The sequence below is a fragment of the Gammaproteobacteria bacterium genome (assembly GCA_041395445.1).
Classification (GTDB): domain Bacteria; phylum Pseudomonadota; class Gammaproteobacteria; order Xanthomonadales; family Marinicellaceae; genus NORP309.
This window is the reverse complement of record JAWLAO010000003.1, coordinates 365,214-384,645: the sequence shown is the minus strand read 5'-3', so window position 1 is coordinate 384,645 and position 19,432 is coordinate 365,214. Positions and strand designations below refer to the sequence as shown.

At 39.0% G+C, this 19,432-nt stretch carries 18 protein-coding genes and 1 pseudogene; 12 read left to right on the top strand and 7 right to left on the bottom strand.

What is annotated here, in order from left to right; all coding sequences use genetic code 11:
* On the top strand, positions 1-1,137 hold the full coding sequence (locus R3F25_07525; protein ID MEZ5496664.1) for a HupE/UreJ family protein: 1,137 nt from the start codon (positions 1-3) through the stop codon (positions 1,135-1,137).
* On the opposite strand, the gene R3F25_07520 is transcribed toward R3F25_07525, so the two are convergent.
* Positions 1,134-3,107 (bottom strand): serine/threonine-protein kinase, encoded by a 1,974-nt coding sequence (locus tag R3F25_07520; protein ID MEZ5496663.1) that lies wholly within the window; start codon positions 3,105-3,107, stop codon positions 1,134-1,136. The two genes, R3F25_07525 and R3F25_07520, sit on opposite strands and share 4 nt — an antisense overlap.
* A gap of 274 nt (positions 3,108-3,381) precedes the next feature.
* On the opposite strand from R3F25_07520, the gene folE2 reads away from it, so the two are divergent.
* From folE2 to R3F25_07505, 3 genes are all read left to right on the top strand, one after another.
* Positions 3,382-4,305 carry a GTP cyclohydrolase FolE2 gene (gene folE2 / locus R3F25_07515; protein ID MEZ5496662.1) on the top strand — a complete coding sequence of 308 codons (924 nt, stop codon included), beginning with the start codon at positions 3,382-3,384 and terminating at the stop codon, positions 4,303-4,305.
* A complete protein-coding gene (locus R3F25_07510) occupies positions 4,298-4,843 on the top strand; it encodes a GNAT family N-acetyltransferase (protein ID MEZ5496661.1) in 546 nt (181 codons plus the stop codon). The genes folE2 and R3F25_07510 overlap by 8 nt, the downstream gene beginning before the upstream one ends.
* 93 nt (positions 4,844-4,936) lie before the next feature.
* Positions 4,937-6,523, top strand: coding sequence for a choline dehydrogenase (locus R3F25_07505; protein MEZ5496660.1), 1,587 nt, complete (start codon positions 4,937-4,939; stop codon positions 6,521-6,523).
* 2 nt (positions 6,524-6,525) lie between these two features.
* On the opposite strand, the gene R3F25_07500 is transcribed toward R3F25_07505, so the two are convergent.
* The gene (locus tag R3F25_07500; GenBank protein ID MEZ5496659.1) at positions 6,526-6,849 is read right to left on the bottom strand and encodes a ferredoxin family protein; all 324 of its coding nucleotides are present in this window, start codon (positions 6,847-6,849) and stop codon (positions 6,526-6,528) included.
* 142 nt (positions 6,850-6,991) lie between these two features.
* Between R3F25_07500 and pcnB the strand changes: the two genes are divergently transcribed.
* From pcnB to dcd, 5 genes are all read left to right on the top strand, one after another.
* A complete protein-coding gene (gene pcnB / locus R3F25_07495; GenBank protein ID MEZ5496658.1) occupies positions 6,992-8,233 on the top strand; it encodes a polynucleotide adenylyltransferase PcnB in 1,242 nt (413 codons plus the stop codon).
* Between the two features lie 14 nt (positions 8,234-8,247).
* Complete coding sequence (gene folK, locus R3F25_07490) at positions 8,248-8,715, top strand: 2-amino-4-hydroxy-6-hydroxymethyldihydropteridine diphosphokinase (protein ID MEZ5496657.1); 468 nt, start codon at positions 8,248-8,250, stop codon at positions 8,713-8,715.
* 282 nt (positions 8,716-8,997) lie between these two features.
* Positions 8,998-10,548 carry a glucose-6-phosphate isomerase gene (pgi, locus tag R3F25_07485; GenBank protein MEZ5496656.1) on the top strand — a complete coding sequence of 517 codons (1,551 nt, stop codon included), beginning with the start codon at positions 8,998-9,000 and terminating at the stop codon, positions 10,546-10,548.
* A complete protein-coding gene (apbC, locus tag R3F25_07480) occupies positions 10,541-11,569 on the top strand; it encodes an iron-sulfur cluster carrier protein ApbC (protein ID MEZ5496655.1) in 1,029 nt (342 codons plus the stop codon). The genes pgi and apbC overlap by 8 nt, the downstream gene beginning before the upstream one ends.
* A gap of 12 nt (positions 11,570-11,581) precedes the next feature.
* The gene (gene dcd, locus R3F25_07475) at positions 11,582-12,151 is read left to right on the top strand and encodes a dCTP deaminase (GenBank protein MEZ5496654.1); all 570 of its coding nucleotides are present in this window, start codon (positions 11,582-11,584) and stop codon (positions 12,149-12,151) included.
* Positions 12,152-12,192: 41 nt separating this feature from the next.
* Here dcd and R3F25_07470 read toward each other — a convergent pair.
* The 5 genes and pseudogenes from R3F25_07470 to gatC form a co-directional block, all read right to left on the bottom strand.
* Positions 12,193-12,663, bottom strand: a pseudogene (locus R3F25_07470) (RNA pyrophosphohydrolase).
* A 129-nt stretch (positions 12,664-12,792) separates the two neighbouring features.
* Complete coding sequence (locus R3F25_07465; protein ID MEZ5496653.1) at positions 12,793-13,728, bottom strand: carbohydrate kinase family protein; 936 nt, start codon at positions 13,726-13,728, stop codon at positions 12,793-12,795.
* 9 nt (positions 13,729-13,737) lie between these two features.
* Positions 13,738-15,180, bottom strand: coding sequence for an Asp-tRNA(Asn)/Glu-tRNA(Gln) amidotransferase subunit GatB (gene gatB / locus R3F25_07460; GenBank protein ID MEZ5496652.1), 1,443 nt, complete (start codon positions 15,178-15,180; stop codon positions 13,738-13,740).
* Positions 15,170-16,621: an Asp-tRNA(Asn)/Glu-tRNA(Gln) amidotransferase subunit GatA gene (gatA, locus tag R3F25_07455; protein MEZ5496651.1), complete on the bottom strand. Its 1,452-nt coding sequence runs from the start codon at positions 16,619-16,621 to the stop codon at positions 15,170-15,172. The genes gatB and gatA overlap by 11 nt, the downstream gene beginning before the upstream one ends.
* A 2-nt stretch (positions 16,622-16,623) precedes the next feature.
* Positions 16,624-16,911: an Asp-tRNA(Asn)/Glu-tRNA(Gln) amidotransferase subunit GatC gene (gatC, locus tag R3F25_07450; GenBank protein ID MEZ5496650.1), complete on the bottom strand. Its 288-nt coding sequence runs from the start codon at positions 16,909-16,911 to the stop codon at positions 16,624-16,626.
* 104 nt (positions 16,912-17,015) lie between these two features.
* On the opposite strand from gatC, the gene R3F25_07445 reads away from it, so the two are divergent.
* Genes R3F25_07445 through mreD form a run of 3 tightly spaced genes read left to right on the top strand, consistent with a single transcriptional unit; the run spans position 17,016 to position 19,432 of the window.
* Positions 17,016-18,071 (top strand): rod shape-determining protein, encoded by a 1,056-nt coding sequence (locus R3F25_07445; GenBank protein MEZ5496649.1) that lies wholly within the window; start codon positions 17,016-17,018, stop codon positions 18,069-18,071.
* A 24-nt stretch (positions 18,072-18,095) separates the two neighbouring features.
* Complete coding sequence (gene mreC, locus R3F25_07440; protein ID MEZ5496648.1) at positions 18,096-18,962, top strand: rod shape-determining protein MreC; 867 nt, start codon at positions 18,096-18,098, stop codon at positions 18,960-18,962.
* A complete protein-coding gene (mreD, locus tag R3F25_07435; protein MEZ5496647.1) occupies positions 18,959-19,432 on the top strand; it encodes a rod shape-determining protein MreD in 474 nt (157 codons plus the stop codon). The genes mreC and mreD overlap by 4 nt, the downstream gene beginning before the upstream one ends.

The following is a 19,432-nucleotide window of genomic DNA, read 5'->3' as shown; positions in this document are numbered from 1 at the left end:
ATGAACAGAACTATTGTTCGACTGTTTTTACTGTTTTTGATCCCACAAATTGGATTTGCAGATATTGTAAAACCGGCATTGGTTGAAATCAGTGTTTTTACCGAAGGATATTATCGTATCGAAATACGAGCCAGTGTTGAGGCTATGCTCACCGGGATAAATTCTAAGTATAAAAATACTACCGAATCCCCAAACTCAGAAAAGTATGATGTATTGCGCGAAATGCAACCTTCCATATTACTTGATGAGTTTAAACGCTTTGAGGATAGGTTTTTAAAAGAGGTTAAACTCAAACTCGATAACAAACTAATTCCTCTGCAAATTTCATCAGTTGAAATTCCGGAACCCGGTTATACCAAAGTTCCAAGAATCAGTTTGATTGTCTTAGAAGGTGAAATTCCTCGGAATATTAAACAATTGAGTTGGTATTATCCGGCTGCATTTGCGGACAATGCGGTTCGTGTTCGACAAGTGGATGAGGAAAACGAAAAGTGGCACTGGTCGAATTGGCAATGGTTGAGAAAAGATCAATGGAGTCAGGCTTTTTCACTCACAGAAATTTTTCATGAACCACCAATATCTCAAACAATTAAAACCTATACGGTTGCCGGTTTTGAGCATATTCTCCCCAAAGGTTTTGATCATATTTTGTTTATTATCGGAATTTTTCTTCTCAGTATCAGACTCAAACCATTATTGTGGCAAGTAACAATGTTTACTCTGGCTCATTCCATTACTCTCAGCTTAGCAATGCTAGGCGTGTTTACCTTGCCCGCAAACATAGTTGAACCTCTGATCGCGCTTTCTATTGCTTACGTTGGGATTGAAAATATTTTTTTCAAAGAGATAAAACCGTGGAGACTGGTCATCGTTTTCGCCTTCGGCTTACTTCACGGAATGGGCTTTGCCAGTATGTTGGCCGATTTTGGAATGCCGGAGAATGCCTTTGCTACAGCCTTAATATTTTTTAATATTGGTGTTGAGTTGGGGCAACTAACAATTATCGCTATTTGTTTCTTCGGCTTATCGCTTTGGTTCAGGCACAAACAATGGTATCGAAATATCATTATCGTGCCTCTCTCACTTATTATAAGCCTGACCGGTTTATACTGGGCTTATGACAGGCTTGCTTTTTAAATTTTGTCCTTAAGCTCTGAACTTAATTGATGCAAATAAGGCTGAATCGCATCCGACGCCTGTTCGGTGGCATTCAACGATGTATAACTGATATTGGAGCCAAACCCTGTCCCAATACTATCACCTGTTTGAATATCATAGGTGTCAACATCAATCTGAGCATTGATTAACTCACTGCTGCGACCGGCATAAAGCAATTCCTGCGAGCCGATATAATTCACATTAGCTATAATCATTGCCTGCCCTCCGTTTTTCTCAATCAAAGACTTCATGGCTGCAAAATCCATTCCGTTATTCATGACTTGTTTCATGCCTGGGATAAACAGCTCATTCATGACTTTGATATTTTGCTGTTTTAACTCCGTTTCAACAATCTTTTCAATCGGGTTCGCTATCGCCGGGTCGCCGAATGCAATCACAACAACTCCTTTATCCAGTTTTACCGGTTGCGGTTTATATGTTTGTATGAACTTTTCTTGTGTATTCACAGGAGCTGAGTTTAACTTGGATTCTGCAACAGATTGGCTTTGAGATTTATCATAGGATGCCACCAAATTATCGCTCGCTTTAGCCACCAGTCCTGAACCATTTTCAACAGCTAGTTCACTTACACTTGTGTTCATGGTTGCTTGAGTTTGATCCGAATCAATATTGTCTGCTGTTAACATTTGCTCTGTAACAACTCCTGAGTCCACATCAGCAATCACATTATTATCTGTTTCATTAATGACTTCTGTTTCATCGAATGAGTCATCATTGGCAATATCATCGGTATCAGCTAAAAAATTTTCTTCATCTGTAACTATTCCTGCTAGAGAATCATCACCAGTTTGCTTCATATCCTGACTACCTGAAGTCAGCCCTGCTTTCATAAGGTTATCATCAGCTAAAGTCATCATGGGCTGATTGCTGTCATCTTTTGCTCCCGGAATCGGAAAATACCCTTTGTAATATCCAAAGCCGGCAGCGGCTACAACTGCAAATAATGTCGCTGCAATCAACCATAATTTTGATGAGCCTGGTTGTTTTTGTTGCGTTGTTACCAATTGATTGCTGGTAACTGTTGCCACGCCCGGTAAAGTAATTTGCTCAGAAATCTTTTTCTTGGTTACTGTATGTTTGACGACTTTGGACTCACTCTGAATGGCTTTGATATCCTGATTATCAATTGTATTACCCAAATCTCTGATAATATCGGAACAACTTTGGTAGCGTTCGTCAGGAGATTTAGCAATCATTTTATTCAATATATATGATGTTTTCTTGTCAACTTTATTGTTCAAAGTGCGAATATCAGGAATCTCTGATTGAACCACCTCAAGCATCAAACCTAATGGGCTGTCATTTTCAAAAGGAACTTTTCCGGCAAGCATTTCATAAAATACAATACCGAGTGAAAAAATATCAGAACGGGCATCAACCTCTTTACCGATACAAACTTCCGGTGATAAATATCCAGGCGTACCAACAAATTCTCCTGTATTCGTGAGTTTATCGCCGTATTCGCGTGTTCTGGCAATTCCGAAATCAACAATTTTTAGTGTTCCATCATTGGTAATCATCATGTTTGCCGGTTTGATGTCACGATGAACCAAACCAATTTTATGTGCAGCTTCCAAACCACTGCATGCTTGTTTGAGTATATTTTTGGCATGGCTGACTGAAAGTGTGTTTCCACCTTTTAGCAAATCATCCAATGAGCGCCCTTCTATGTATTCCATTGCAAAGAATGGTTGCCCTTCTTCTTCGCCAATGTAATAAATCTGAATCACATTCGGATCATTCAATGCAGCTGTTGCTTTTGCCTCACGCGTGAAGCGTTCCACAAGATCTTTATCATCAAGCAAATGTTTTGCAAGACATTTGATTGCAACCTTTCTGTTCAAAGATGGCTCAAATCCTTTATAAACAACACCCATACCACCTCTTCCGAGTTCGGCTGTGACCTCATAATGACCAAATTTTTTCATGACTTTCACCTAAAAACACCACTAAACCATCGTGATTCAGTTGATTTTAAAATAGTTTTCAACTCCAAGTGTGCATAATACAACAAATAGTTTGAAACTTAGCTTAACAAAGTTCCGGCAAAAATGTGAACTTCGTCACATCTTTATTTTAACATGTAAAATTTTATGTTTTTTAATAAAATATCTTAATCTTTGCTTTAAAGCATCATATTGTGACCATATCTTCTATAATTGGCAATGATGCCAAAAGACTTTTTAATAGCGGATTAGTAAATTGTTAGATAAAACGCGACAAAACATTTGTACACTTCCTGATGTTGCAGCCGATGTCAAAGCCAAAGTTGCCGGAACATTGCAATGGGTTGGTATGTCGGATATTGAAATGCCGATTTGTATCAATGCAGACACAGAAATTCCTCCGTCGGTTGCACGAGTGCGTGCAGAAGTCAGCCTGGATGATGAAAGCAAACGCGGAATTCACATGTCGAGACTTTATCTGGCATGTGATGAAGTCTTCTCACATCAGTCTATTGATTTTCAAACATTGTCACAACTCACCGAGCAGTTCCTGCAATCTCATTCAGAAATGAGTCAAAACGCTCTGGTTGAAGTGGATTTTGATGCCTTGATTCGTCGCAAAGCTCTTGTTAGTGATAATTCCGGATGGAGAAGTTATCCTGTGAGTTTGCTATTAGTTCGAGAAAAAGATGAAATCAAACATATCGAACTGGACTTTAGTGTGACCTATTCAAGTACTTGTCCTTGTTCGGCGGCTCTTGCCAGAACACTGATTCAGGAAAATTTTAAAAATAATTTTTCCCCTAAGGATTTAAACTTTGACGAAGTATTGGCATGGATTGGCAGCGAACAAGGAATCAATGCCACACCACATGCTCAGAGATCAACGGCCCATGTCAGAACCATTTTAAAAAATGATTGCCGGCAGATTCCGCTCCAAAAATACATTGATATCGTTGAAGAATCTCTGCAAACCGTTGTTCAAGCTGCGGTCAAACGTGAAGACGAACAGGAGTTTGCTCGATTAAATGGCAAAAACTTATTGTTTTGCGAAGATGCTGCCAGAAGAATAAAACATGCATTGCAACAACAAGACGATCTCGATGGCTTCTGGTTGAGAGTTCACCACCACGAAAGCCTTCATCCACACGATGCAACCGCTGAGGCAAGTAGTGACTGAAACTGTGATTGAACAATCACCTCTTGAGCCATTGATTGCCATCCGTTCTCAGGTTCTCAGACCCAATCAACCTCTTTCTAACTGCTATTATCCCGAAGATGTATTCAAACACACCAAGCACTTCGCTGCGTTTATTGAATCTAAAACAGTTGGTGCCGCATCAATTTATAAAGAACAACATCCTGATTTTGCCCTCAAGCAATCATGGAGAGTTCGCGGAATGGCTGTTCTGCCTGAATTTCAAGGCAAGGGCATTGGTATGCAACTTCTGCAAACCTGTATCAATCATGCCATTGATGAAAAAGCCGATGTCATCTGGTGTAACGCTCGAACCAATGCCGCAAAATTCTACAAAAAAGCCGGATTTAAAGTTGTTGGCAAAGAATTTGAAATTGAAAGCATTGGTGCTCACTATCTGATGGCGAAAAACTTGGGGATTCATCATTCTGAGTCTAAGTTTATTAAAATTGCTAAACAAATTTTTGCCAATCACGATGAAGAGCCAATTCCTGTCCCTCAAAGCCGAAATTCAATTTGATAACTATCAGCTTTTTAACAATTTATAATTCCAAAACCCTTTTAATCCTCAACACTATTGTAAAATATCCACTTTATAGAATTGATTAGTGGAATGACAAAATTAACATTTGATTATATCGTTGTCGGCGGTGGGTCTGCCGGTTGTGTCATGGCAAACAGATTATCAGAGAATCCCGATTGCAAAGTTCTGCTTATTGAGGCAGGCAGCAAAGACTGGCATCCATACATTCACATGCCCGCCGGAATTTCCAAGCTGGTTAACATCAACTCTTTAAATTGGGGCTATTACACAGAACCGGAAGCTCAACTCAATAACCGCAAATTGTACTGGCCACGCGGAAAAGTATTGGGTGGCTCCAGTTCGATTAATGCCATGTGTTATTGTCGCGGGCATAAAAAAGATTATGACTTGTGGGAATCTTCAGGAAATCACGGCTGGTCATTCAAGGATGTTCTACCCTATTTCAAAAAAAGCGAGAACAATCATCGCATCATCAATGAATATCATGGTAATTCCGGTTATCTGAATGTCTCCGACCTGAAATATCACAATCCTCTATCCGATGTTTTCTTACAAGCCTGTGAAGAAAGTGGTTACAATATCACAGATGATTTTAATGGCAGCAAACAAAGAGGTTTTGGTTTTTATCAAGTTACGCAAAATAACGGCAGCAGAAATTCTTCCGCTCAAGCCTATTTATCGCCAGTCAAAAGTCGGGATAATTTAACAATTTGGACGAAATCCTATTGCCAAAAAGTTCTTTTGGAGAAAAACACAGCCAAAGGTGTCGAAGTGATCAGATCAGGCAAGACGCAGAGTGTTTTTGCTTCAAAAGAGGTGATTCTCAGTGGCGGTGCGTTAAATTCTCCGCAGTTGTTAATGCTTTCGGGTATTGGACGTACTCAGGATTTATCCAAACACAACATTAAAACCCAGCATGATCTTCAAGGAGTTGGTATGAATTTACAAGATCACCTTGATGTTTGTCTGGTGCAATCATGCAACCAAAAAATCACTTATGATACGCTGTGCGAAATTAAAGCCGGGATGCAATATTATCTCTTTAAGTCCGGTCCCGGAACATCCAATGCAGCCGAAGCCGGTGGTTTCTTAAAGACAGACCTCAATAATGAAGAATGGCCGGATTTACAATTTCACTTTGTTCCTGCAATTCTGGATGACCATGGTCGAAACCGCATGAAAGGCAATGGTTATACTTTACACATGTGCTATCTTCGTCCGGAAAGTCGTGGAAAGCTGGAACTGGCATCCAATAATCCACAACAACCGGTTAAAATTTATGCCAATTATCTGACTGAGTCCAATGATTGGAGGTACATGAAAAAAGGTTTTGAAATCCAAAGACAGATTTTCTCAGCATCGGCTTTTGATGAACTTCGTGATAAGGAAATCTTCCCCGGCGATGACATTCAATCCGAAAAACAAATCGAAGAGTTCATCCGCAATAAAGCTGAAACAATTTATCATCCGGTTGGAACCTGCAAAATGGGCAACGATGAATTATCAGTCGTTGATGGCAAACTCAGGGTTCATGGAATCGAAAATTTGCGTGTGGTCGATGCGTCAATAATGCCAACTTTAGTTTCGGGAAATACCAACGCACCAACAATTATGATAGCCGAGAAAATCAGCGACGAGATTCTCAGCTCAGTTTGATATTATTTTTCCAATAAATGAAGTTTATCCAGAACCTCTGCCCACTCATCAGCATCTTCCGGTGCATCTTTCATGTGGGTAATTACAGGCCATTTTTCAGATAACTCGGCATTGAGTTCCAAAAAGTGTTCCTGACCTTCAGGTAAGTCGTCTTCCGGATAAATTGCTTCAATCGGGCATTCAGGCTCGCATAATGTACAATCAATACATTCTTCAGGGTCAATAACCAAAAAATTAGGGCCTTCATGAAAACAGTCCACCGGGCACACTTCTACACAGTCCGTATATTTACATTTAATACATGCTTCAGTTACAACAAAAGTCATTTATTTCTCCAAATTTTTAACAAAAATGTTAAACTTGCATCCTTTAAAAGTGCAATTTCAACAGTTAAATCAATACAACGCAGTATTATCGCCTTATATTAGCAAATGGTAAAGTATTTCAAGTTCAGAGTTTAAACAAATAGTGACAAAAATCAAACTTCAAACCTACAATATTGCTCAGCATGGAATCAGCGTCGAGGAAATATCTCCCTCTGCACGAGTGATTATTACCCAATTACTGGATGAAGGATTTGAGGCTTATATTGTCGGCGGAGCCGTTCGTGATTTATTATTGGGAATGCATCCCAAAGACTTTGATATTGTGACCAATGCCACTCCTGAGCAAATAAAACATGTTTTTAAGAAAGATTGCCGAATCATTGGCAGGCGCTTCAAACTGGCCCACGTTTATCACAATCGTGAATTATTTGAGGTAGCGACTTATCGTGGCAAAGCCGAGAATGTCAAACACAAAGCTGTTAAGGGTCATATCATTAGTGATAATGTTTATGGCAATATTGAGGAAGATGCAACACGCCGTGATTTCAGTTGTAATGCTTTATATTTTGACATCGAAAACGGTAATATTCTCGACTATTGCGGTGGAGTTGAGGACATTCAAAAATCGAAACTTCGTTTTATTGGCGATAATGACAGCATCCGGATTATAGAAGATCCAGTGAGACTGATTCGAGCCATTCGCTTTCAGGCAAAACTTGGTTTACAAATGACCGAGGAAATGCAACAGGCTTTTCTTAAAGAATACAAAACCATCAGTAATGTCTCTTTAATTCGGCTTTTTGACGAATTGGTAAAACTATTTCATTGTGGAAACGCAGTTGATGCATATCGTTTACTCAATCAATTTAAGATTTTTCCGTATATTTTCCCTCATGCGAGTGATGCTATCACATACAACGATAGCAATATGCAGTTCATTCAAAATGCCCTGAAAAGTACCGATGCGAGAATCAAACATGGCAAAAGCGTAACACCTATTTTTCTTTTTGCCTGTTTTCTCTGGCCTTTGCTTGAGCTTAAAGCCGAACACATTCAGAAAAAGTCGAATTATGAAAAATATACGATAGCAACCAACGAAATCTTTGAAATGTGTCGTCATAAAATTACAATTCCAAAAATCATCCAAATCGGTATTCGTAATATATGGATGCTGCAATTGCGATTTGATGTCATCAGAGGGAAGAAAGTATTTGCGACCTTGGAAAACCCTCGTTTCCGCGCCGCTTATGACTTTTTATTACTGCGCAAAGGAGAAAGTAAACATATCCAGAAACTTTGTGACTGGTGGACTCACATTCAAACATTATCAAAAACCAAGCAAAGAGAACTGATATTACCAAAAAGAAGACAAAAAAAAAGATAATCGGATATCTTGGCTTGGGCAGCAATATCGGAGACTCAATTTCCAATGTTAAACTTGCTATCACCAAAATTCACCAGATTAAACACACTAAGGTCATTGAGGAATCAAGCCTATATCAATCGAAGGCATGGGGAAATACGAATCAAAATGATTTTATTAACTCTGTTATCAAAATCAAAACCAAGCTCAGCCCCGAGAAACTGCTAGAAAAACTTCTAAAAGTTGAGAGTGGCATGGGAAGAGTCAGAAAAGAGAAATGGGGACCTCGTATTATTGATATCGATATCTTGCTTTATGGCGATAGTGTTGTAGAAAAACCACATCTTTCTATTCCACATCCCTATATCACGGAACGAAAATTTGTTTTGATTCCACTTTATGAGCTCAATCCACAACTAAATATTCCAAATAAAGGAAATCTAAGCGATTTTATATGTGATGATGTCCTCAAAAATAGCGAACTTGAGATTAAAAAGTTGTAAATATGCAACATTTTTAATTTTCGTATTATTTTTGCTACATTTTTGCCATTACAGTGACCCAGTAGTTGCAAAAAAACAAATCGGCTGTTAATATAGACTCAAGTTTTGAAGAAGGTTCTTTCATTCTCCATCTACAAAACCTATGCAGGGCAACTAAAACATATTAGGTACTAAACAAATATAGCTTATTCAAACCCATCTCGGAGCAGATGGGTTTTTTTTTGCTGGTAATATAAACGCTGATTTCATAAAATACCGAAGCTATTATTCCTTACAAGTGGCATGAACCCAAAATTCACCAAACAATGGAAAAATCTGGAAAAGTTAGGCAAAGATTCTTCTTTCAGAGATTTGCAAGAACTATTTGCAAGTAACCCAGAGAGAACGAAGCAATTCAGCTTTGCTTTTGATGAGTTATACTTTGATTTCTCCAAGAACTGGCTAACCACTCAAATCCTTGACGAACTAAAAAATCTGGCGACCTCAGCTCTTCTTAAGGAAAAAATCAACTCCTTGTTTGCCGGAGACATTGTTAATCAATCTGAAAACAAACCAGCATCACATGTTATTACCCGAAAAACTGAATCTCCGAATGATTTTAAAAACCATCGTGAGATCATGTTTAATATTGCCGATAAATATCTCAGTGGCGAATGGCTCAGTGGTTTTGGTAAGAAAATAAAAAATGTCGTCAATATCGGAATTGGAGGTTCTTATCTGGGACCGCGATTGGCAATTGATGCCTTAAGTAACCAGCAAACCAATAACGATATTAAAGTCTATTATTTTGCAAGTGTTGACACATCAAATTTAAAGTCCATTTTGCAAAATATAAATATCACGGAAACTTTGTTTTGTATTAGTTCAAAAAGTTTAGGAACTATTGAGACTAAAAAAAATACTAAATCCATCATCAAACTACTGAATTCTTATGAAGATTACCAACCTGACAAAATAAAACAGTCTTTGGTGATTGCTACAACCAATATTGAAAAAGCAAAAGAATTGGGCGTACCGGAATCCCACATCATGCCTTTTGATAACAGCATAGGTGGTCGTTTCTCTGTTTGGTCGTCAATTGGATTCCCTTTGCTAATGGCAATAGGGAAAAGCAATTTTAATAATTTTCTTGCCGGTGCAGAACATACAGACAACCATTTTCAAAACACTCCGTTTCATGAGAATATACCCGTCATCATGGCATTAATGTCAATCTGGTACAGAAATTTTGTAAACTTGCCGGCTTATGCAGTCATCCCTTATGACTCCAGACTCAGCAACATCTCAGCATGGATGCAGCAATTAATGATGGAAAGCAACGGAAAAATGGTTGACAATAACGGCGATATTGTCGATTACTCGACTTCACCATTTATTTTTGGTGAACATGGACAGCTTTCACAACATGCTTTTTTCCAAGCATTTCATCAGGGCAAAGACACTTTGCCGATTGATTTCATTGGAGTTATGGAAAAAGGCGATCGCAATCAAACTTTTTTATTGGCAAACATGCTGGCACAATCCGCAGCTTTATTAAGAGGCAACCGTTCAGAGAAACACTCAAATAGTTGCCCGGGTAATCGTCCAAGCACCGTCATCTTAATGAAAAAACTGACACCATTTACACTAGGACAGTTATTGGCTGTTTACGAACACATGGTTTATACTCAGGCGGTTATTTGGAATATCAATTGCTTTGACCAGCCGGGTGTTGAATTAGGAAAAAAACTGGCTTGTGAAATCGTTAATCAAATTGAGAACGGTACATCGCCAACTATGGAAATGGACCCATCCACAAAGAATTTATTAAACAAAGTATTAAATAATGAATAATCAAACCAATTGTATTGATAAGTGTATCAATCCACTAACTCAATTAAACTATCATTCTCAGTTTGAGTTAAATGATTCTGAACTCAGTTTCAGATTTCCCTTTGAAGGATTCGAGCAACAAATATCAAGTTCGTTGCAAGGTTGTGAAATCCAGAATTTAAAAATTTCTTCAAAAATCGCACCTCACAAAACCAAGCAAGGAATTGAGCCTATTGATGGAATTAAAAATATTATTGCCGTTGCTTCGGGAAAAGGTGGTGTCGGCAAATCCACCGTCACAGTCATGTTGGCCAAATCGCTGCAAAAACTTGGAGCCAAAGTGGCAATTCTGGATGCTGATATTTACGGTCCTAGTATGCCCAGAATGCTGGGAGATTACGGCAAACCGGGTTCACCGGATAATAAAAGTTTCATTCCTGTAAATGCCAATGGAATCCGAAGCATGTCTTTGGGTTACATGATTGACGAAGAGTCTCCGGCAATCTGGCGGGGCTCGATGATTACTCGTGCATTGATGCAAATGGTGGAAGAAACTCGTTGGGGCGATATTGACTATTTGCTGATTGATTTACCACCCGGAACCGGCGATATTCAGCTAACAATGGTGCAAAAAATTCCGGTAACTGCCACAGTAATAGTGACTACACCTCAGGATATTTCATTGATTGATGCACAAAAGGCTTTTAATATGTTTAAAAAAGTCGAGTTGCCAGTATTAGGAGTAATTGAAAATATGAGTTTGTTTCATTGTCCGAACTGCAATCACGAGTTTGAAATTTTTGGTAAAGGTGCGGGACAGCGCATGCAAGAAAAGTTTTCTACTCAGCTTCTGGGTAAACTTCCTTTAAACATAAGTATTCGTGAACAAATGGATAATGGAAAGCCTGAAAAAGTATGGGGAAATGACTCTGAAGTTTCTCAAACCGGTTTGAAAATAGCCATGAAAGTCGCACAAATATTAGCCTCTTTTCCGGTTAATTTAAACAGGTCCACACCCGAATTGAAATTACACAGTATTTAACAGGATTTTACTATGAGCATCAAATCAGATAAATGGATACGTAAAATGGCGTTGGAACACGGAATGATTTCACCATTTGAGGAAAACCAAATCACAGCGGATTCGCAAAATAAAAAAATATCATACGGAACATCCAGCTATGGTTACGACGTTCGATGTGCTGATGAATTTAAAATTTTCACCAATATCAACTCAACAATTGTTGACCCAAAGAATTTCGATACCAATAATTTTGTTGATGTGAAGTCGGATGTCTGTATTATTCCACCCAACTCATTTTGTCTGGCACGTACAGTTGAATACATCAAGATTCCAAGAAATGTATTAACGGTTTGTTTAGGAAAATCAACCTATGCTCGTTGCGGAATCATTGTCAATGTCACGCCGCTGGAACCTGAATGGGAAGGTCATGTGACACTGGAATTTTCAAACACTACACCATTACCGGCAAAAATCTATGCCAATGAGGGTGTTGCTCAATTTTTATTCTTTGAATCTGATGAAGAGTGTGCTGTTTCTTACAAAGACAAAAACGGTAAATATCAAGGTCAGCAAGGCGTCACATTACCAAGAATGAAGTAACCAACATTCTTGGTAACTTGATAACATAAAAATTTTTAACTGGACTTCATCAAAGGCTCAAGGTGTTTCAAAGCCTGAATATAGACCCCTTTTTTAAACTTAACAACCTTTTTCACAGGATACCAAAAGTGCACCCACTTCCATTCGCTGAACTCAGGGCTTTCGGTGTGATCCAAAGTCAGGTGGGCTTCAGTTCCAAGAAACTTTAGCAAAAACCAGACCTGTTTCTGTCCGATGCATAATGGTTTTGACTGTTTTCTCTGATATTTTCTCGGCAGTTTGTAACGTAACCAACCCGGTGTTGAACCCAGCAGTTCTACATGATGAGGTTCAAGACCAATTTCCTCATACAATTCACGATACATTGCTTCTTCGTTGGTTTCATCGGAATTAATCCCTCCTTGCGGGAATTGCCAACCGTTATCTTGATATCTCTTTGCAAAAAAAACTCTACCATTATCACCGAGCAGGATTATACCCACATTGGGTCGATAACCATCTGCGTCAATCATAATATTTTTCCCGGTGCAGCTGATTCAACTACAACCTAAACTTTTAAACTGCTAATATTTTTTCAAAAAGCGGGAGTAATTACAACTAAAAAACGCTTTCAGCAATTAATTCAAATTTTACAAGCATTTTTAAAAGCGATAGCCGAATTCTTTTTCAAATAAATCAATAAACTCATCTTTAGTAAAAGAGTGATTCTGAGTTCCGGCATGAGCAATCTTGATGCTTCCGAGTAAAGAGGCAATCCGTCCTGTGGTTTGCATATCAAGGTCATTCATAATTCCATACAACAAACCGGCACGATAAGCATCACCACAACCCGTTGGATCAACAATCCTTTCAGCAGTGACTACAGGAATATGATAAACAGTATCATCTGTATAAATTTCCGAGCCTTTTTCACCACGAGTGACAATCAGTGCTTTCAAATGAGATGCTATTTCTTTCGCTTCCCAGCCTGTTCGTTCGCAAACCAGTTCATACTCATAATCATTCACAGCCATCCAGGTTGCCTGATCGATAAATTGTTTTAAATCATTCCCATCAAACAATGGCATAGCCTGACCGGGATCGAATATAAAAGGAATGCCGTTATTAACAAACCCTTGAGCATGTGTAATCATTCCATCTCTACCATCAGGTCCAACAATACCGATACTAACATTCTTGTGATCTGAAACTTTACACTCATGTGAAAGGCTCATTGCTCCGGGATGGAAAGCCGTAATTTGATTGTTATCCTGATCGGTTGTGATGAATGCCTGCGGAGTGAACATTTTATCTTTGACCATAATACCATCCAGTGAAATTCCTAATTCTTCAAGATACTGTTGGTAAGGAACAAAATCCTGTCCGACTGTTCCCATTGGTACAGGATTTCCACCCAAAAGTTTGAGGTTATAGGCTATATTTCCTGCAACCCCACCAAACTCACGGCGCATGCTAGGCACAAAAAACGATACATTTAATTTGTGGATTTGATTCGGAAGAATGTGGTTAACAAACTGATCTTCAAAAACCATAATAGTGTCATAGGCCAAAGAGCCACAAATTAGTGCTTTACTCATACTTTTCTCTTAAAAATTTTCCAAAATTGATTTAACTTGAGCCGGGTTCGCTCTGCCTTTTGTTTGTTTCATTACCTGGCCGACAAAGAAATTAAACATCTTCATATTGCCTTGCTTATATTCATCAAATTGCGATGGGTTGTTTTCAACCAATGTTTTGATAATCTGCTCTAACTCGCCACTATCGGAAACCTGAGCCAAACCTTCTTTCTCAATAATTTCATCGGCTGAAATCTTTGTATTCCAGATTTTTTCCAGAATAACCTTTGCGATTTTGTGCGAAATTTTTCCTGAAGCTAAATTTTCCAGAAGATTAGCCAATTGAGCTGATGACACCGGCATTTCAGAATTACTGTCATTTGCTTTTAATAACGAACTGTATTCACCCAATAACATATTCGCACACATCTGCGGTGTCGATTGTTTTTGTAAGGTGATTGTCTCGTCGAATAGTCCTGATAACTCTTTATCATAAGCTATAATTTTTGCATCTTCCTCTTTCAGCCCAAGCTCAGCAATATAACGAGCCTGTTTCGCCGCAGGAAACTCCGGAATAAATTGTCGTTCATTGTCTATGTAGGACTGATCAATCACCACCGGTAATAAATCCGGATCAGGGAAATATCTGTAATCATTTGCCTCTTCCTTACTCCTCATAGCTCGGGTTTCATTTTTATCCGAGTCATACAAACGAGTTTCCTGAGTGACTTTTTCACCGGACTCCAGAAGTTTAATTTGTCTTTTAACTTCCACATTGATGGCTTTTTCAACAAAGCGGAAAGAGTTAATATTTTTCAATTCGGTGCGTGTTCCCAGTTCTTTTTGCCCAACCGGTCGAACCGAAACATTCGCATCACAACGAAAAGAACCTTCCTGCATGTTTCCGTCACAAATTCCCAAATGAGTCACAATGGTGTGAATTTCCCGCATATAAGCGACTGCTTCTTTGGCATTAGACATATCAGGTTCGGAAACAATCTCAATCAATGGGGTTCCGCAACGATTCAAATCTATTCCCGAATAATCGGCATATTTATCATGAACTGATTTGCCGGCATCTTCTTCGATATGGGCTCGATTAACACGGATTGTTTTATTTTCACCGTCTTCTGTCTGAATAATCACGGTTCCATGTTCAACTATCGGATGTTTCAATTGAGTGATTTGATAACCTTTGGGAGAATCGGGATAAAAATAATTTTTCCTGTCAAAACGGGACTCTTTGGCAATCACTTTCGCGTCAATTGCCAAACCAAATCGAATTGCATAACGCAGTACTTTTTCATTAAAAACAGGTAATGTTCCCGGAACGGCTGCTTCCAACAGGCTCACTTGTGAATTTGGAGAAGCGCCGTACTGAGTGCTCGTACCCGCAAAGAGTTTGCTTTTGGTTTTCAATTGAGTGTGAATTTCAAGCCCGATAACCGTTTCCCATTGAATATTACTCATCATATCCCTCCGGCACTAAACGGTGAAACTCAGTATTTTGTTGATACTGATATGCCACATTCAGAATTTGGCTTTCTTGTAATTTATTCCCAATTAATTGCAATCCCACCGGCAAACCATCAACCAATCCAATCGGCATTGACAAACATGGCAAGCCCGCAAGTGAAGAAGGAATGGTAAATATGTCTTCGTTGTACATACTAACCGGATCTTTTTTGGCATTGAAATCAAATGCCACTTCCGGTGATACCGGTGCTGCAATGACATCGACCTTCTCAAATGCAGAGGCAAAATCATTCACGATCAGTCTTCTGATTTTTTGAGCTTTGCGATAATAAGCATCATAAAATCCGGCAGACAACGCCCAAGTTCCGACCATAATACGTCTTTTAACTTCTTCTCCGAAACCTTCAGTTCGCGAACGTATATACAAATCGTTAATATCTTGAGGGTTCTCACATCTATGTCCATAACGAATGCCATCAAACCGAGATAAATTCGATGAACATTCCGCAGGTGCAATCACATAATATGCCGACACCGCCAGATGTGAAGTTGGCAACTGAATTTCCACAATTTCAGCTCCTTGATTCTCCAATTCTGAAATGGATTGAATTGTTTTTTCCTTAATTTCAGCCGATAAGCTATCAATCCAATCTCTGACTATACCGATTTTTATGCCTTTAATCGGTTTTTTGAGGTTAAGACTAAAATCTTCTTTTTCAACTTGAGCCGACGTTGAGTCTTTTTCATCAAATCCACAAACAGCTGACAAGGCAAAAGCACAATCTTCAGCGCTTTTGGCAAATACACCTGCCTGATCCAGACTGGATGCAAAAGCAACCATACCGTAACGAGAAGCCCGCCCATAAGTTGGTTTAATTCCGGTAATGCCGCATAAAGCCGCCGGTTGTCTGATTGAACCTCCGGTGTCTGTTCCAGTAGCAAATGGAACCAAACCGGCTGCCACAGCCGCTGCCGAACCACCGGATGAACCACCCGGAACTTTATTCAAATTCCATGGATTTTTAACAGCTCCAAAATAGGAATTCTCGTTGGAAGAACCCATAGCAAATTCGTCCATGTTTGCTTTTGCCAGAGTGATTGCACCGGATGATTGTAAATTTTCAACTACAGTTGCATTGTAGGGTGCGATAAAATTCTCAAGCATTCTTGAACCACATGTGGTGGCAATTCCCTGAGTGCAGAATAAATCTTTATGGACCAGAGGGATTCCGGTTAAAACGGACGCTCTATTTTCATCAACCATCCGCTGAGCTCGCAGAGCTTGTTCCGCTGCTAAATCTGATGTGAAATTAATAACACAGTTTAAGTTTTCTGCATACTTTGTAAGTCTTTCAAAGTAGTGATTTTGAATGTCCTGAACTGAAATTTCCCGATTTTTTAGCAATCCGGATATATGTGAAATGCTTTGAAACTTCATCGTTATTCAACCACCGTAGGAACCAGATAGTAGTCTTCATCGGATTCTGTTGCCATATTCAAAAGAATTTCTTTGTTGGAAGTTTCTGTAACATCGTCAACACGAAATCTTTGCACTGCATCCATCGGATTAGCCATCGATTTAACGGACTCAGTATCAGCTTCGTTGATATGGTTAATCATTTCAACAACTGAATTGAGAGAAGTCATAATAGTATCTATTTCATTTTCACTCACACTTAGCTTTGCAAGATTTGCTATTTGTTCGACTTCTTTACGATTTATTAACATAAAAATCTCTTTTGTAATATATAATTAACGGTCGGCATCATTTTAACCAAAAGAGCCGTATTATGCCATTTTCCTATACAAACGAAATTAATTACTGACATATTATGTTTAAAAAATTCAGAAGCCTTTTTTCAAATGATTTATCAATTGATTTAGGAACAGCGAACACGCTGATTTACATGAAAGATCATGGAATTGTCCTCAACGAACCCTCTGTTGTTGCGGTTAGAATGGATCAAGGTATAGGTGGTCCTAAGGATATAGCATCTGTTGGTATCGAGGCAAAAATGATGCTCGGTCGTACACCCGGACATATCATGACAATCCGTCCTTTAAAAGACGGTGTGATTGCTGATTTTGAAATGACTTCTGCAATGTTGCAACATTTTATACGTAAGGTTCACTCAAACAGATGGTTAAAACCGAGTTCCAGAGTTCTGATTTGTGTTCCATGCGGTTCAACACAGGTTGAAAGAAAAGCAATTCAGGAATCCGCAGATGAAGCAGGAGCATCAGATGTTTATCTGATTGAAGAGCCAATGGCAGCAGCAATCGGAGCCGGAATTCCAATTCACGAGGCTCGTGGCTCTATGGTTCTAGATATTGGTGGTGGAACTTCTGAAGTTGCGGTTTTATCATTGAATGGTATTGTTTATTCAGCATCGGTTAAAATTGGCGGAGATAAATTTGACGAAGCGATAATTTCCTATGTTCGCCGTAGTTATGGCACATTGATTGGTGAAACAACTGCTGAAAAAATCAAGAAAGAAATTGGTTGTGCCTACCCTTCAACCGAAGTCAAAACCATTGAAATCACCGGAAGAAATCTGGCAGAAGGTGTACCAAGAATGTTTTCAATTAACAACAATGAAGTTCTGGAAGCCTTACACGAACCTTTAACAGGTATTGTTTCAGCAGTCAAAACTGCTCTGGAACAAACGCCACCTGAATTATGCGCAGACGTTGCAGACCAAGGCATTGTTCTGACTGGTGGTGGTGCATTATTAAAAGATTTAGACAAATTGTTGATGGAAGAAACCGGTTTGCCAGTATTAATTGCTGAAGACCCACTTACTTGTGTTGCAAGAGGTGGTGGTAAGGCTCTTGAGATTATGGATGAGAATGGTTCTGACTTTTTCACGTTTGCACGAAGAAGGTAATTTAGAAGTTTTTCAAAATTAAAAATGTGGGGCAAAAAATCCGATACATCAGCAACTCAAATTTATGTTTTGCGATTTTTGTTTTTGGAGATAGTTTGTGTTGTTTTAATGATTCTGGACAACTCCAACAAAATTGCCACTCCCATCCGCTCCACTATTTCGGCTCTCACACTTCCTTTGGTGAAAGTTGTTGAATGGCCACAGCGAGCCTATAACTTTATCAATTCAGCCTTATCCGATCATTTGCAATTGTTGCAAGAAAACGCCGATCTCAAACAAAATCTGTCACAGGTTCAAATTGATTTATTGCAAATGGAGGTCATTTCACAGCAAAATGTCGAATTACGACAATTACTGAATGCTAAACAACAGCTGCCCTTACAAACAACGGCAGCATTCTTGGTCAATCTCAACATTGGAAAAAATCAGCACCGAATTGTAATCAACCAAGGTTCGAACCAAAATGTTTCAATCAATCAAACCGTTTTGGATTTGTATGGACTTATTGGACAGGTCAGCAAGGTCAATTTGGAAAACTCACATGTGATTCTGATAACCGACCAAAACCATGCCGTGCCGGTCGAATTTTTAAGAACCGGTGTCAGAACGGTACTCTATGGAACCGGAGATATGAACAGTCTCAGTTTGCCTGAAATTCCACAAAGTGCAGACATCAAGGTTGGAGACACTCTAATCACATCAGGATTCGGAGGAGTTTTTCCAAGAGGTTTAAAAGTCGCAAGCCTTAGTGAAATATTAGACTCTCAAGGAGACCGCTCCTTTCAGCAAGCAAACGCTAAGCCCAGTGCCAATTTAAATAACTTGAAGCAGGTTCTTTTGGTTTGGGAAGACTCAAATCATTCAGAAAGTAGTGAGGATGTGACTCAGTGAAACTTTTTTCGAGTAAGTTAATTCATCTGTCGATTATATTGAGTTTGGTACTCATGCTGCTTCCCTGGCCGATATGGTTTAGAAACATCCAGCCTTACTGGCTGGCATTAGTCATTATTTACTGGAGCATTGAATCACCCAAACAATGCGGATTGTTTACAGCTTTTACCTACAGTATTTTGCTTGATGTGCTTTATGGAAGCTTGTTTGGAAAGCATGGATTTTCCATGGTTGCGATTGTTTTTATCATTAGTAAAATTCATAAACGACTCAAAATGACTTCTTTCTGGCAGTTATCATTGATGGTCGGAGCTTTATTATTGAATGATGCTTTTATTCGCTCAGCAATTGATTGGTTAGCGTCTAATGAAAACACACTCGCATTACATCTTTATTCTGTCATAACATCGGTCATCATTTGGCCTTGGTTTAAATATTTTTTGGACCGATTGAAACTAAAACACAGATAA

What these genes read in the sequence shown, in the direction of transcription:
- R3F25_07500 (MEZ5496659.1), bottom strand. Translation starts at nt 6,849, where the DNA reads ATGACTTTTGTTGTAACTGAAGCATGTATTAAATGTAAATATACGGAC.
- R3F25_07445 (MEZ5496649.1), top strand. Translation starts at nt 17,016, where the DNA reads ATGTTTAAAAAATTCAGAAGCCTTTTTTCAAATGATTTATCAATTGAT.
- R3F25_07520 (MEZ5496663.1), bottom strand. Translation starts at nt 3,107, where the DNA reads ATGAAAAAATTTGGTCATTATGAGGTCACAGCCGAACTCGGAAGAGGT.
- R3F25_07465 (MEZ5496653.1), bottom strand. Translation starts at nt 13,728, where the DNA reads ATGAGTAAAGCACTAATTTGTGGCTCTTTGGCCTATGACACTATTATG.
- gatC (MEZ5496650.1), bottom strand. Translation starts at nt 16,911, where the DNA reads ATGTTAATAAATCGTAAAGAAGTCGAACAAATAGCAAATCTTGCAAAG.
- mreC (MEZ5496648.1), top strand. Translation starts at nt 18,096, where the DNA reads ATGTGGGGCAAAAAATCCGATACATCAGCAACTCAAATTTATGTTTTG.
- R3F25_07505 (MEZ5496660.1), top strand. Translation starts at nt 4,937, where the DNA reads ATGACAAAATTAACATTTGATTATATCGTTGTCGGCGGTGGGTCTGCC.
- gatB (MEZ5496652.1), bottom strand. Translation starts at nt 15,180, where the DNA reads ATGATGAGTAATATTCAATGGGAAACGGTTATCGGGCTTGAAATTCAC.
- R3F25_07525 (MEZ5496664.1), top strand. Translation starts at nt 1, where the DNA reads ATGAACAGAACTATTGTTCGACTGTTTTTACTGTTTTTGATCCCACAA.
- apbC (MEZ5496655.1), top strand. Translation starts at nt 10,541, where the DNA reads ATGAATAATCAAACCAATTGTATTGATAAGTGTATCAATCCACTAACT.
- pgi (MEZ5496656.1), top strand. Translation starts at nt 8,998, where the DNA reads ATGAACCCAAAATTCACCAAACAATGGAAAAATCTGGAAAAGTTAGGC.
- gatA (MEZ5496651.1), bottom strand. Translation starts at nt 16,621, where the DNA reads ATGAAGTTTCAAAGCATTTCACATATATCCGGATTGCTAAAAAATCGG.
- dcd (MEZ5496654.1), top strand. Translation starts at nt 11,582, where the DNA reads ATGAGCATCAAATCAGATAAATGGATACGTAAAATGGCGTTGGAACAC.